Source organism: Burkholderia lata (assembly GCF_902499025.1).
In the GTDB taxonomy this organism is placed as follows: domain Bacteria; phylum Pseudomonadota; class Gammaproteobacteria; order Burkholderiales; family Burkholderiaceae; genus Burkholderia; species Burkholderia lata_C.
This window is the reverse complement of record NZ_CABVPW010000017.1, coordinates 115,474-128,693: the sequence shown is the minus strand read 5'-3', so window position 1 is coordinate 128,693 and position 13,220 is coordinate 115,474. Positions and strand designations below refer to the sequence as shown.

General features: G+C 67.3%; 10 protein-coding genes. 6 read left to right on the top strand and 4 right to left on the bottom strand.

The annotated features are described in order from the left end of the window. Window positions 1-112 precede the first annotated feature (112 nt). From BDI24065_RS18930 to BDI24065_RS18920, 3 genes are all read left to right on the top strand, one after another. The gene (locus BDI24065_RS18930; RefSeq protein WP_174915398.1) at window positions 113-2,548 is read left to right on the top strand and encodes a 3-hydroxyacyl-CoA dehydrogenase/enoyl-CoA hydratase family protein; all 2,436 of its coding nucleotides are present in this window, start codon (window positions 113-115) and stop codon (window positions 2,546-2,548) included. 27 nt (window positions 2,549-2,575) lie between these two features. Continuing rightward, window positions 2,576-3,775 carry an acetyl-CoA C-acyltransferase gene (locus BDI24065_RS18925; RefSeq protein WP_043190603.1) on the top strand — a complete coding sequence of 400 codons (1,200 nt, stop codon included), beginning with the start codon at window positions 2,576-2,578 and terminating at the stop codon, window positions 3,773-3,775. Window positions 3,776-3,866: 91 nt separating this feature from the next. Then, complete coding sequence (locus tag BDI24065_RS18920) at window positions 3,867-4,634, top strand: enoyl-CoA hydratase (RefSeq protein ID WP_175032557.1); 768 nt, start codon at window positions 3,867-3,869, stop codon at window positions 4,632-4,634. Between the two features lie 51 nt (window positions 4,635-4,685). Here the strand turns inward: BDI24065_RS18920 and fdhD are convergent, their stop codons facing one another. Further along, window positions 4,686-5,528, bottom strand: a complete 843-nt coding sequence (gene fdhD, locus BDI24065_RS18915; RefSeq protein ID WP_438820019.1) for a formate dehydrogenase accessory sulfurtransferase FdhD — start codon at window positions 5,526-5,528, stop codon at window positions 4,686-4,688. A gap of 115 nt (window positions 5,529-5,643) precedes the next feature. Here fdhD and BDI24065_RS18910 point away from each other — a divergent pair, with 115 nt between their 5' ends. Then, window positions 5,644-6,126: a nitrate reductase associated protein gene (locus tag BDI24065_RS18910; RefSeq protein ID WP_175032555.1), complete on the top strand. Its 483-nt coding sequence runs from the start codon at window positions 5,644-5,646 to the stop codon at window positions 6,124-6,126. A 45-nt stretch (window positions 6,127-6,171) separates the two neighbouring features. Here the strand turns inward: BDI24065_RS18910 and BDI24065_RS18905 are convergent, their stop codons facing one another. Continuing rightward, window positions 6,172-6,567 carry an acyl-CoA thioesterase gene (locus BDI24065_RS18905; RefSeq protein ID WP_059684352.1) on the bottom strand — a complete coding sequence of 132 codons (396 nt, stop codon included), beginning with the start codon at window positions 6,565-6,567 and terminating at the stop codon, window positions 6,172-6,174. Window positions 6,568-6,741: 174 nt separating this feature from the next. Between BDI24065_RS18905 and BDI24065_RS18900 the strand changes: the two genes are divergently transcribed. After that, the gene (locus BDI24065_RS18900; protein ID WP_175032554.1) at window positions 6,742-8,613 is read left to right on the top strand and encodes an ABCB family ABC transporter ATP-binding protein/permease; all 1,872 of its coding nucleotides are present in this window, start codon (window positions 6,742-6,744) and stop codon (window positions 8,611-8,613) included. Window positions 8,614-8,814: 201 nt separating this feature from the next. Here BDI24065_RS18900 and murU read toward each other — a convergent pair whose 3' ends face one another. Beyond that, the gene (gene murU / locus BDI24065_RS18895) at window positions 8,815-9,534 is read right to left on the bottom strand and encodes an N-acetylmuramate alpha-1-phosphate uridylyltransferase MurU (RefSeq protein ID WP_175032553.1); all 720 of its coding nucleotides are present in this window, start codon (window positions 9,532-9,534) and stop codon (window positions 8,815-8,817) included. Window positions 9,535-9,565: 31 nt separating this feature from the next. Further along, window positions 9,566-10,615 carry an aminoglycoside phosphotransferase family protein gene (locus BDI24065_RS18890; RefSeq protein ID WP_175032552.1) on the bottom strand — a complete coding sequence of 350 codons (1,050 nt, stop codon included), beginning with the start codon at window positions 10,613-10,615 and terminating at the stop codon, window positions 9,566-9,568. Window positions 10,616-10,838: 223 nt separating this feature from the next. Between BDI24065_RS18890 and BDI24065_RS18885 the strand changes: the two genes are divergently transcribed. Then, the gene (locus tag BDI24065_RS18885; protein WP_175032551.1) at window positions 10,839-13,199 is read left to right on the top strand and encodes an LPS-assembly protein LptD; all 2,361 of its coding nucleotides are present in this window, start codon (window positions 10,839-10,841) and stop codon (window positions 13,197-13,199) included. Window positions 13,200-13,220 lie beyond the last annotated feature (21 nt).

The following is a 13,220-nucleotide window of genomic DNA, read 5'->3' as shown; positions in this document are numbered from 1 at the left end:
GCGAGTCCGGGCGGTGCGCGCCGCGCGCCGCCCGAACGCAACGGTTCCTGGTACTCACTTCGCCGTGCAGCCCCTACCTCCCGCGCTGCACGACACTATCCGGAGACATCCCGTGAGCAATTTCCTGATTCGCAAGGTCGCCGTGCTGGGCGCCGGCGTGATGGGCGCGCAGATCGCCGCGCACCTCATCAACGCGCGCGTGCCGGTGCTGCTGTTCGACCTGCCGGCCAAGGAAGGCCCGAAAAACGCGATCGCGCTGAAGGCGATCGAGAACCTGAAGAAGCTGTCGCCCGCGCCGTTCGGCGTGAAGGACGACGCAAAGTACCTCGAAGCAGCGAACTACGAAGACGACATCGCGAAGCTCGCCGAGTGCGACGTCGTGATCGAAGCGATCGCCGAGCGGATGGACTGGAAGCACGACCTGTACAAGAAGGTCGCACCGCACATCGCGCCGAACGCGATCTTCGCGACCAACACGTCGGGCCTGTCGATCACGAAGCTGTCCGAAGGTTTCTCGGACGAGCTGAAGTCGCGCTTCTGCGGCGTGCACTTCTTCAACCCGCCGCGTTACATGCACCTCGTCGAACTGATCCCGACCGCGCATACGCGCCCGGAGATCCTCGACCAGCTCGAAACGTTCCTGACGAGCATCGTCGGCAAGGGCGTCGTGCGTGCGAAGGACACGCCGAACTTCATCGCGAACCGCGTCGGCATCTTCTCGATCCTCGCGGTGATCACCGAGGCCGCGAAGTTCGGCCTGCGCTTCGACGAAGTCGACGACCTGACGGGCAGCCGCCTCGGCCGCGCGAAGTCGGCGACGTTCCGCACCGCGGACGTGGTCGGCCTCGACACGATGGCGCACGTGATCAAGACGATGCAGGACAACCTCGCCGACGATCCGTTCTTCCCGGTCTACCAGACGCCCGCCGTGCTCGCCGAACTGGTGAAGCAGGGCGCGCTCGGCCAGAAGACGGGCGGCGGTTTCTACAAGAAGGAAGGCAAGGCGATCAAGGTGCTCGACGCGAAGACGGGCACCTACGTGGATTCGGGCGCGAAGGCGGACGAAACCGTCGGCCGCATCCTGAAGCGCCCGCCGGCGGAGCGCCTGAAGCTGCTGCGTGAAACGGACCATCCGCACGCGCAGTTCCTGTGGTCGATCTTCCGCGACGTGTTCCACTACATCGGCGTGCATCTCGAATCGATCGCCGACAACGCGCGCGACGTCGACCTCGCGATCCGCTGGGGCTTCGGCTGGAACGAAGGCCCGTTCGAAGGCTGGCAGGCCGCCGGCTGGAAGCAGGTCGCCGAGTGGGTGCAGGAAGACATCGCGGCAGGCAAGGCGCTCGCGAACGTGCCGCTGCCGTCGTGGGTGCTCGAAGGCGCGGTTGCGGAGAAGGGCGGCGTGCACACGGCCGAAGGCTCGTGGGCGCCGGCCGCGCAACGCTTCGTGCCGCGTTCGGACCTCGCGGTCTACGACAAGCAGGTGTTCCGCGCACCGCTGCTCGGCGAAGCCGGTGCCGATCCGAAGACGTACGGCAAGACGCTGTTCGAGACCGACGCGGTGCGTGCATGGGTCGACGACCGTGCGGGTGAAGACGACGTCGTGATCGTGTCGTTCAAGTCGAAGATGAACACGATCGGACCGAGCGTGATCGACGGCCTCGTGCAGGCGATCGAACTCGCGGAGAAGGACTACAAGGGCGTCGTGATCTGGCAACCGACGTCGCTGAAGCTCGGCACGCCGGGCGGCCCGTTCTCGGCTGGCGCGAACCTCGAAGAGGCGATGCCCGCGTTCATGATGGGCGGTGCGAAGGGTATCGAGCCGTTCGTGAAGAAGTTCCAGGAAGGCATGCTGCGCGTGAAGTACGCGAACGTGCCGGTCGTTGCAGCCGTGTCGGGCATCGCGCTCGGCGGCGGATGCGAGCTGATGCTGCACAGCGCGAAGCGCGTCGTGCACGTCGAGAGCTACATCGGTCTCGTCGAAGTGGGCGTCGGCCTCGTGCCGGCAGGCGGCGGCCTGAAGGAAGCCGCGCTGCGCGCAGCGGACGCCGCAACGGCCGCGAACGCGACCACCGACATCCTGAAGTTCGTCACGAAGTCGTTCGAGAACGCGGCGATGGCGAAGGTCTCGGCGTCCGCGCACGATGCACGTGCGATGGGCTACGTGAAGCCGTCCGATACGATCATCTTCAACGTGTTCGAACTGCTCGACACCGCGAAGAAGGAAGCGCGCGCGCTGGCCGCAACCGGCTACCGCGCACCGCTGCGTGCGAAGGACGTGCCGGTCGCGGGCCGTTCGGCGATCGCGACGATCAAGGCATCGCTCGTCAACATGCGTGACGGCCGCTTCATCAGCGACCACGACTACCTGATCGCGAGCCGCATCGCCGAAGCCGTGTGCGGCGGCGACGTCGAAGCCGGCAGCCTGGTCGACGAGCAGTGGCTGCTCGCGCTGGAGCGCCGTGCGTTCGTCGAGCTGCTCGGCACGCAGAAGACGCAGGAACGGATCATGGGCATGTTGCAGACCGGCAAGCCGGTGCGTAACTGAGCGAGCGGATAAGGCAAGGAGTCTCAAGTGAGCAAACAATTGCAAGACGCATACATCGTCGCCGCCAGCCGCACGCCGATCGGCAAGGCCCCGCGCGGTGTCTTCAAGAACACGCGCCCGGACGAGCTGCTGGTCCATGCGATCAAGTCGGCGGTTGCGCAGGTGCCCGGCTTCGACACGAAGCTGATCGAAGACGCGATCATCGGCTGCGCGATTCCGGAAGCCGAACAGGGCCTGAACGTTGCGCGGATGGGCGCGCTGCTCGCGGGCCTGCCGCAGACGGTCGGCGGCGTGACGGTCAACCGCTTCTGCGCGTCGGGCATCACGGCGCTGGCCATGGCGGCCGACCGCATCCGTGTCGGCGAATCGGACGCGATCTTCGCGGGCGGCTGCGAATCGATGAGCATGGTGCCGATGATGGGCAACAAGCCGTCGATGTCGCCGCACATCTTCGATCGCAACGAAGACTTCGGCATTGCGTACGGGATGGGCCTGACGGCCGAGCGCGTCGCCGAGCAGTGGAAGGTGAGCCGCGAAGACCAGGACGCGTTCTCGGTCGAATCGCACCGCAAGGCGCTCGCCGCACAGCAGGCAGGCGAGTTCAACGACGAGATCGCCGCGTACACGATCACCGAGCGTTTCCCGAACCTCGCGACCGGTGAAGTCGACGTGAAGACGCGCGAGATCGCGCTCGACGAAGGTCCGCGTGCGGATACGTCGATCGAAGGCCTCGCGAAGCTGCGTACGGTGTTCGCGAACAAGGGCTCGGTCACGGCCGGCAACAGCTCGCAGACGTCGGACGGCGCGGGCGCGCTGCTCGTCGTGTCGGAGAAGGTGCTGAAGGAATTCAACCTGACGCCGCTCGCGCGCTTCGTGAGCTTCGCGGTGCGTGGCGTGCCGCCGGAAATCATGGGTATCGGCCCGAAGGAAGCGATTCCGGCCGCGCTGAAGGCCGCCGGCCTGAAGCAGGACGATCTCGACTGGATCGAGCTGAACGAAGCGTTCGCCGCGCAATCGCTGGCGGTGATGCGCGACCTCGGCCTCGACCCGTCGAAGGTCAACCCGATGGGCGGCGCGATCGCACTGGGCCACCCGCTCGGCGCGACCGGCGCGATCCGCGCGGCGACCGTCGTGCACGGCCTGCGCCGCCGCAACCTGAAGTACGGGATGGTCACGATGTGCGTCGGCACCGGCATGGGCGCCGCGGGCATCATCGAACGCCTGTAAGCGGAGCGGGACGACAAGCGACGACGGTGCGCGGGCCACGAGCTCGCGCACCGTTTTTCATTCCGATAGAGGAAAGTCAAAGGAGACGGTTGTGGCCGAAATTCAAGTGGAACGCGCCGATGGCGTGATGACGATCACGATCGCACGCCCGGCGAAGAAGAACGCGCTGACGGCGGCGATGTACCAGACGATGGCCGACGCACTCGCCGAAGCGCAGGAAGACAAGGCCGTTCGCGTGATCGTGCTGCGCGGTGGCGACGGCAACTTCACCGCGGGGAACGATCTCGAGGATTTCCTGAAGTCGCCGCCGAAGGACGACACCGCGCCGGTGTTCCAGTTTCTTGCGCGGATCAGCAGCGCGAGCAAGCCGATCGTGGCCGCGGTGCCTGGCCTGGCGATCGGCGTCGGCGTGACGATGCTGCTGCATTGCGATCTCGTGTACGCGGCCGACACCGCGACGTTCTCGCTGCCGTTCACGCAGCTCGGGCTGTGCCCGGAAGCCGCGTCGAGCGTGCTGCTGCCGCGTCTGGCCGGCCATCAGGTTGCGGCCGAGAAGCTGCTGCTCGGCGAGGCGTTCGATGCGCTGGAGGCGCACCGGATCGGCATCGTCAACCGCGTGCTGCCGGCGGCCGAGCTCGACGCGTTCGCGGCGAAGCAGGCGGCGAAGCTCGCGGCGCTGCCGGCGGCATCGCTGCGTGTGACGAAGGCGCTGCTGAAGGATACGGGCGGGGTGGCGACGCACGCGCGGATGGCCGAGGAAGCGGGCCATTTCGCCGCGATGCTGCGCGCGCCGGAAGCGCGCGAGGCGATGACGGCGTTCTTCGAGAAGCGCAAGCCGGACTTCCGTCAGTTCGACTGACGGAGCAGGGCGCGCCGGCGCGGGACGGCCGGCGTGCGCCCGTGATCGCGATCAGGCCGTGCCGTAGTCGACGTGGCCGGTTTCGCGGCAGAAGCTGACGAGCCGCAAGCCGGCCGCTTTCGCGATCTCGATCGCGAGCGACGACGGCGCGGAGATGGTCGCCACCAGCGGGATGCCGACCCGGGCGGCCTTGCGCACGAGCTCGTAGCTCGCGCGGCTCGACAGGAACACGAAGCCGTCGGTCGCGTCGGCGCGCGACAGCACGAGCGAACCGATCAGTTTGTCGAGTGCGTTGTGGCGGCCGACATCCTCGAACGCCATCCGGATCGCACCTGTTGCATCGCACCACGCGGCCGCATGCAGGCCGCCCGTGAGCCGCGTGAGCGCCTGGTGAGCCGGCAGCGCCTGCGCCGCGCGCGTCAGCGCGTCGGGGGCGAGGCGCGCGAGAAAGCCCGTATCGGGCACGCGTTCGGGCGCGAGGTCGAGCAGGTCGATGCTTTCGATTCCGCAGACGCCGCAGCCGGTGCGCCCGGCGAGTGCGCGGCGCCGGTCCTTCAGCGCGGCGAACGCCTGCTGGACGACCTCCAGGTGGACTTCCGCATGCGGCAGCGGCGCGTCGGTGTGCAGGATCACCTCGATGTCCTTGATGTCGCTGCCGCGCGCGACGATCCCTTCCGAGATCGCGAAACCGACCGCGAACGCTTCGAGGTCGCACGGCGTACACATCATCACCGCGTGCGAGATGCCGTTGAAGACGAGTGCGACGGGCCATTCCTGGCCCACGTAGTCGTGCGCGGTTTCGACGGCGCCGCCGCGCGTGCGGCGCACGGACAGTTCGATCGCGCCGCGCGGTTCGTCGCGCATTTCACCGGATTCGGTCGGATTCACGAGCACTCCCGTTGATTCAGCACGCGGGCGGCGGCAATCGTATCCACCGCCCGCGCGCAGAGGTTCTAAAATACCTCAGGCAAGCCGGCCGCGCCGGTATCCGCCACGTCAGGTAACGATCATGGGACTCAGCGACGCTCCACTGCTATTCGCCTTCGAACACGATTCGTCGGAAAACTTCACGTACATCCCGATGATCGTGCGTTTCAATCTCGACCGTTTCGGTCTGCGGATTTCACTGGAGCAGTGGCAGTTGCTGCCGCTCGAGGACCGCAAGCTGCTCGCGCGCTTTCCGGCCGACGAAGACACCGCGATCGAGCCCAACTTCGATCACGCGCTGTTCGAAATGCTGCGTACGCACGCGGATCTGGAACCATCGTGGTTCCAGCCGGACGAGCAGCCGACCTGGCGCGCGACCGACATCGTGCCGGAGTCGCTCGTGCAGCAGAGCGCGCTGGCCGGGCTGATGGCGCCCGAACTCGCGCAGTGGCAGCGGCTCCCGCCGTTCCAGCGCTACGTGCTGGTGAAGCTGTCGCGCAAGCCGAAGCTGAACCACGATTTCCTGCCCGCGATGCGGGAGTTCGGGCTGACGGCCACGCACTGAGGCGGCCGCGGGCAGGTGGAAGCGCCGCCGTGCGGCGCTCGCCCGTCAGAGCGGCGGCAGTTGCCGCGGCTTGCGGTCGGTGCCGGTCGCGACGTAGGTGAGCGTCGCTTCGGTAACCTTCACGATTTCGCCCATCAGGCGCATGCGCTGCGCGTACACCTCGACGTCGACCGTGATCGACGTGTTGCCGGTGCGCGTGATGGTCGCGTAGAAGCTCAGCAGATCGCCGACGAACACCGGCTGCTTGAACACGAACGAGTTGACCGCGACCGTGGCGACGCGGCCGTTCGCGCGCTGGCTCGCGGGGATCGAGCCGGCGATGTCGACCTGCGACATGATCCAGCCGCCGAACACGTCGCCGTGGACGTTCGCGTCGTGCGGTTGCGGGACGACGCGCAGCGCGGGCTGCTTTTGCGGGAGTTCGAGGGTCGAATCGGTCATGGCGGGGGCTTTCGTCCTGTAATAAATGCACCGCCGCGCGCAGGCTGGCCGGCGAGGGCGCCGGCAGCGGCGCGAGGCGGCTTCTGCGACAATACAACGTTCGCAAATTGTACGAGAAAGTGAGCGAGCCGGCCGCCGATGCACGCGTCCGGCACCGCCGCCGATCCTTCCCCCATGCGCCGATTTCCTGCTTCCGGCGAGCCCGCGCCGGCTTCGACCGGGCCCCGCAACGACTGGCAGACCATTCGGTCGTTGCTGCCGTACCTGACCACCTACAAATGGCGCGTCGCGCTCGCGCTCGGCTGCCTGATCGGCGCGAAGGTCGCGAACCTCGGCGTGCCGGTCGTGATGAAGCGCATCGTCGACCACCTGTCCTACGTCCAGCAGATCACCGCGATCGGCCGTGCCGAACAGTCGGCCGGCATCGTGCTCGCGGGCGGCGTGGGGCTGCTGGTCGTCGCGTATGCGTTCGTGCGGTTGTCCACTTCGCTGTTTACCGAGCTGCGCGAGATCCTGTTCTCGAAGGTCACCGAAAGCGCGGTGCGCCAGCTCGCGCTGCAGGTGTTCCGGCACCTGCACGGGCTGTCGCTGCGGTTTCACCTCGAGCGCCAGACGGGCGGCATGTCGCGCGACATCGAGCGCGGCACGCGCGGCATCCAGCAGCTGATTTCGTATTCGCTGTACAGCATCCTGCCGACGCTCGTCGAGGTCGGGCTCGTGCTCGGCTTCTTCGTGGTCAAGTACGAGGCGTATTACGCGTACGTGACGTTCGCGGCGCTGGTCACGTACATCGTGTTCACGGTGAAGGTCACCAACTGGCGCACGCATTTCCGCCGCACGATGAACGAGCTCGATTCGCGCGCGAACTCGCGGGCGATCGATTCGCTGATCAACTACGAGACGGTCAAGTATTTCGGCAACGAGGAGTGGGAAGCGCAGCGCTACGACGAGAACCTGAAGCGCTACCGCAAGGCCGCGATCCGCTCGCAGAATTCGCTGTCGGTGCTGAACTTCGGCCAGCAGGCGATCATCGGCACGGGGCTCGTGTTCATCCTGTGGCGCGCGACGCAGGGCGTGCTCGCGGGCAAGCTGACGCTCGGCGATCTGGTGCTGATCAACACGTTCATGCTGCAGCTGTACATTCCGCTCAACTTTCTCGGCGTCGTCTACCGCGAGCTGAAGCAGAGCCTCACCGACATGGACCGGATGTTCGGGCTGCTGTCGGCCGCGAAGGAAGTGGCCGACCTGCCCGATGCGCAGCCGCTCGCGGTGGCCGGCGCGCAGGTGCGCTTCGAGCACGTGAATTTCGCATACGAGCCGGCGCGGCAGATCCTGCACGACGTGTCGTTCACGATCGACGCGGGCACGACGACCGCGGTGGTCGGCCATAGCGGCTCCGGGAAGTCGACGCTGTCGCGGCTGCTGTTCCGCTTCTACGATCTCGACCGGCAGGCGGGCGGCGCGATCCGGATCGACGGCCAGGACATCCGCGACGTCACGCAGGACTCGCTGCGCGCGTCGATCGGGATCGTGCCGCAGGACACCGTGCTGTTCAACGACTCGATCTACTACAACATCGCGTATGGCCGGCCGACCGCGACCCGCGACGAGGTGATCGCGGCCGCGCGCGCCGCGCACATTCACGATTTCATCGAAAGCTTGCCGAAGGGCTATGACACGCCGGTCGGCGAGCGCGGGCTGAAGCTGTCGGGCGGCGAGAAGCAGCGCGTCGCGATCGCGCGCACGCTGCTGAAGAATCCGCCGGTGCTGCTGTTCGACGAAGCGACGTCGGCGCTCGATTCGCGCTCGGAGCGTGCGATCCAGCACGAGCTCGACCAGATCGCGCGGCATCGCACGACGCTCGTGATCGCGCACCGGCTGTCGACGGTCGTGCACGCGCAGCAGATCCTCGTGATGGACCACGGGCGGATCGTCGAGCGCGGCACGCACGACGAACTCGTGCGCGCCGACGGGTTGTATGCGCAGATGTGGGCGCTGCAGCAGCAGCGCGCGGCGGCGGGCGGGGAAGAGGCGGAAGCCGCGTGAGCGGCGGTGCTGCACGCGGGGCGCGCAGCGGAAAGTGGACGTGCCTGATGGGCGGGCGTCGGGCCGGCAGGAGAGTCCGGCAGGGGCTGGACCTGTTGATCGGCCAGGCCGACCCGGCCAGTTCGCCGGTCAGCCAACCCGTTGACTGACCGGCCGGCCAACTAGCGAGGCGATCGATCAGCCCGACGACATGTCAGCCGGTCACTCCGCGGCGCGTAGCCGCGCATCCAGCTCGCCCAACTGCGCGGGCGTGCCGACGTTCTCCCAGATACCTTCATACAGTTCACCGCTCGCGCGGCCGGCTTCGATCGCCGCGCGATAGTACGGCGTCAACGCACGCCGTGTACCGGGCGCGAGATCGCGGAACATCCGCGTGTCGTACAGGCCGATGTTGCCGAACGTGAAGCGTGCGGCGCCGTCGAGCGCGAGGCGGCCGTCGTCGCCGAGCGCGAAGTCGCCGGCCGGGTGGAACGGCGGGTTCGGCACCATCACGAGGTGCATCGCCGGTGCGTCGAGCGCGGCCATCCGGGCGGCGCGCGGCGCGAGCGTCCGGTAGTCGAACGCGCAGTACACGTCGCCGCTGACCGCCGCGAACACGACCGGTTGCCCGTCGCGCTCGAGCAGCGGCAACGCCTGCGCGATGCCGCCGGCCGTTTCCAGCGCGTCGCCCTCGGCCGAATACATGAGGCGTACGCCCCAGCGCGAACCGTCGCCCAGCGCGGCCTCGATCTGCTCGCCGAGCCACGCGTGGTTGATCGCGATCGTCTCGATGCCCGCGCGCGCGAGCGCCTCGATCTGCCACACGATCAGCGGCTTGCCGCCCGCTTCGAGCAGCGGCTTCGGGAGGGTGTCGGTGAGCGGGCGCATCCGTTCGCCGCGCCCGGCGGCGAAGATCATCGCCGTGGTCAGGGTGTTGCTCATGTTCGGCCGGGTAACAGGTGAGTCGGAACGATCAGAACGTATAGCCCACGTCGGCCGGCGCGTTGCCCTCGAGCTCGTCGAGCAGCTTCGCGAACGGCACGAGCGGGCGATAGCGCAGCGCGACCTTGCGTGCGTATGCGATGAAGCGCGGCAGGTCGTTCAGGTAGTGCGGCTTGCCGTCTCGGTAGTTGATGCGCGCGAACAGGCCGAGCACCTTGATGTGGCGCTGCAGCCCCATCCACTCGAGCTGGCGGTAGAACTCGCCGAAATCGGGGTCGACCGGCAGGCCGGCCTTTTTCGCCTTTTCCCAGTAGTACGCGAAGCAGTCGAGCTCGAACTCCTCGTCCCAGCTGATGAACGCGTCGCGCAGCAGCGACACGACGTCGTACGTCAGCGGCCCGTAGACGGCGTCCTGGAAATCGAGGATGCCCGGGTTCGGCTCGCACACCATCAGGTTGCGCGGCATGAAGTCGCGCAGCATGAAACCCTGCGGCTGCGCGTGCGCGCTGGCGACCAGCAGCGCGAAGGTGCGGTCGAGCGTGCCGCGCATCGCGTCGGTGACGGGCTTGCCGAGGTGGCGGCCGACGAACCATTCGGGCATCAGCTCCATCTCGCGGCGCAGGAATGCCTCGTCGAACGGCGGCAGCACGTCGGGCTTCGACGTCAGCTGGAAGCGGATCAGCGCGTCGAGCGCGGCGCGCATCAGCGGCTTTGCGGCGGCCGGGTCAGCCGGATCGAGCACCGAGATGTACGACGTGCGGCCGAGATCGGTCACGAGCATGAAGCCCGCGTCGAAATCGTGGGCCAGAACTTCCGGCACGTGGTCGCCGGCCGCGGCGAGCAACTGCGCAACCTGGACGAACTCACGGCACTTCTCGGGCGGCGGCGCATCGACGGCGATCAGCGTGCCGCCGGCGCTCGTGGCCGATGCGACACGGAAATAGCGGCGGAAACTGGCGTCCGACGACGCGGGCGCGAGGGTCGACAGATCGAGCGCGAAGCGTTCGGCGAGCGGGTGCAGCCACGCGGTGAGTGCTTCGAGGCGGGCGTCGGGCTGGGATGCGGCGGATGGGGGCGTCATGAAACTCGGAGGAGGGGGGAACGTCTTGCCATATAATACCCCACGACTTTTTTGACGCGCCCCGCGTCAGCTTTCCGCCGTGCAGGCCCGCCGCCTGTCGCGCCGTCGCCCGATCGCCTCCCCGGTTTGCGCTCAGCCGCAGTCGCGGTGCGACGGCGCGGCCCGCCGCGCGCGAATGTGCCGCGACGGCGCGGTTGACAAGGGGCGATTCGCCAAACGATAGATGCCGCCCAAACCGCTATTCCCGAATGTTTTCCCCGGTGACGGGGCGCCGCGCAAACGGCGGCTCGCGCTCGCGCTCCTGGCCGTGCCCGGCCTCGTGCCGGCCGTGTCGTACGCGCAGCTGTCGGGCGCGGCCGCGCAGCCGCAGCCGCTCGACTCGCCGTGGGATCTGCGTCTCGCGCCCCAGCTCGAGGATCGTCCGCTGAAGGACGGCGCGAAGCCGGCCGCCTTCGTGATCGCCGACCACACGAGCGGCACGGCCGAGCAGGATCTCGCCGCGAAGGGTTCGGCCGAGCTGCGGCGCGGTGACACCATCGTGAAGGCCGACGCGCTCCACTACGATCAGGATACCGACATGGCCGATGCGTACGGCCAGGTCAGGGTGATCAATTCCGGCACGTCGTTCGCAGGCCCCGAGGCGCACCTGAAGATCGAGGCGAACCAGGGCTTCATGACGGCGCCGAAGTATCGCTTCAACATGACGGGCGGGTCGGGCAGCGCGGAACGTGTCGACATGGTCGACAACGAGCGCTCGGTGTTCGTCAACGGCACCTACACCGCGTGCCAGTGCTCGACGAACCCCGCGTGGTACATCAAGGGCAGCCGCTTCGACTTCGATACGGGCGCCGACGAAGGCACCGCGCGCAACGGCGTGCTGTTCTTCCAGGGCGTGCCGATCTTCGCGAGCCCGTGGATGACGTTCCCGCTGTCGGGCGAGCGGCGCAGCGGCTTGCTGCCGCCGACGTTCGCGATGAACTCGAGCAACGGGTTCGAACTGTCGCTGCCGTACTACTTCAACATCGCGCCGAACCGCGACCTGACGCTCACGCCGCGCATCATCTCGCGGCGCGGCGTGATGACCGAGGCGACGTTCCGCTACCTGTCGCCGTCGTATTCGGGCACGTTTACGGCCAATTACCTGCCGGATGACCGGCTCGAGCACCGCAATCGCTACGCGATCTACTGGCAGCACCAGCAGAACTTCGGCGGCGGTTTCGGCGGCTATGTCTATTACAACAAGGTCTCGGACAATACGTATCCCGAAGACCTTGGGTCGGCGAACCAGTTCATCAACGGGACGCAGACGTTGTACCAGCAGGAGGCCGGTCTCACGTACAACAACGGCCCGTGGTCGGTGCTCGCGCGCTACCAGCACTGGCAGACGCTGCCGCCGTCGATCGCGCCGTACAGCCGCGAGCCGCAGTTGAACGTGAAGTACGCGAAGTACAACGTCGGCGGCTTCGACTTCGGCGCGGAAGCCGACTATTCGCGGTTCCGCATCACGACGGCCGATGCGACCCAGGGTGACCGGATCGTCTTCAACCCGTATGTCGCGTATGGCGTGTACGGCCCCGGCTACTTCGTCGTGCCGAAGGTCCAGTATCACTTCGCGTCGTACGACCTGAACTACCTGTCGTCGAGTTCGGCGAACGGCCCGAAGCGCTTCACCGAGTCGATCCCGACCGTGAGCTTCGATTCGGGCCTGATCTTCGACCGCTCGGTGCGCCTGTTCGGCCAGGACTTCATCCAGACCCTCGAGCCGCGCCTGTACTACGTGTACACGCCGTATCGCGACCAGTCGAACGCGCCGCTGTTCGACACCGCGGAATCGGACTTCGGCCTCGCGGAGATCTACCAGCCGAACACGTTCGTCGGCAACGACCGGATCGCCGATGCGAACCGGATCACGGCCGGCCTCACGTCGCGCTTCATCGATCCGCGCACCGGCGACGAGCGTGCGCGCTTCGTGATCGCGCAGCAGTACTACTTCGCCGATCAGCGCGTCACGCTGAATTCCGGGCAGAGTGCCGTACTGGCGCGCCACTCGGACCTGATCGTCGGCGCCGCGCTGAAGCTCGGCTCGGGCTTCATGTCGGAGACGGCCTTTCAGTACAACCAGAACAACAACCAGCTCGCGAAGGCGAGCGTCGGTTTCGGCTACAGCCCGGGCGAGCGCCGCGTGATCAACGTCGGCTACCGCTACACGCGCTCGAACACGACGCTCGACAACCAGCCGATCAACCAGTTCCTGGTGTCCGCGCAATGGCCGCTCACGCGCCGCCTGTACGCGATCGGCCGCTTCAACTACGACCTCGCGGGCGATCGCGTGGTCGACGGTCTGGTCGGCTTACAATACGACGCGGATTGCTGGGCGCTCGGGGTCGGGGTGCAACGGGCTGCGAACGGCATCAATTCGTCGGGACAGCAGAACTCGTCGACGCGAGTCATGATGCAGCTGACGCTCAAGGGCCTGTCGACCGTCGATAACGGCCTCGTGGCCGCGTTCCGCGCCGGGGTGCCGGGCTATACGCCGCTGCCGCCGCCGCCGCCGCCGATGTCCCGCTTCAGCAACTACGAGTAACGCCGGCTTGTCTGCACCGGT

What these genes read in the sequence shown, in the direction of transcription:
- BDI24065_RS18905 (WP_059684352.1), bottom strand. Translation starts at nt 6,567, where the DNA reads ATGACCGATTCGACCCTCGAACTCCCGCAAAAGCAGCCCGCGCTGCGC.
- BDI24065_RS18910 (WP_175032555.1), top strand. Translation starts at nt 5,644, where the DNA reads ATGGGACTCAGCGACGCTCCACTGCTATTCGCCTTCGAACACGATTCG.
- murU (WP_175032553.1), bottom strand. Translation starts at nt 9,534, where the DNA reads ATGAGCAACACCCTGACCACGGCGATGATCTTCGCCGCCGGGCGCGGC.
- BDI24065_RS18900 (WP_175032554.1), top strand. Translation starts at nt 6,742, where the DNA reads ATGCGCCGATTTCCTGCTTCCGGCGAGCCCGCGCCGGCTTCGACCGGG.
- BDI24065_RS18890 (WP_175032552.1), bottom strand. Translation starts at nt 10,615, where the DNA reads ATGACGCCCCCATCCGCCGCATCCCAGCCCGACGCCCGCCTCGAAGCA.
- BDI24065_RS18885 (WP_175032551.1), top strand. Translation starts at nt 10,839, where the DNA reads ATGCCGCCCAAACCGCTATTCCCGAATGTTTTCCCCGGTGACGGGGCG.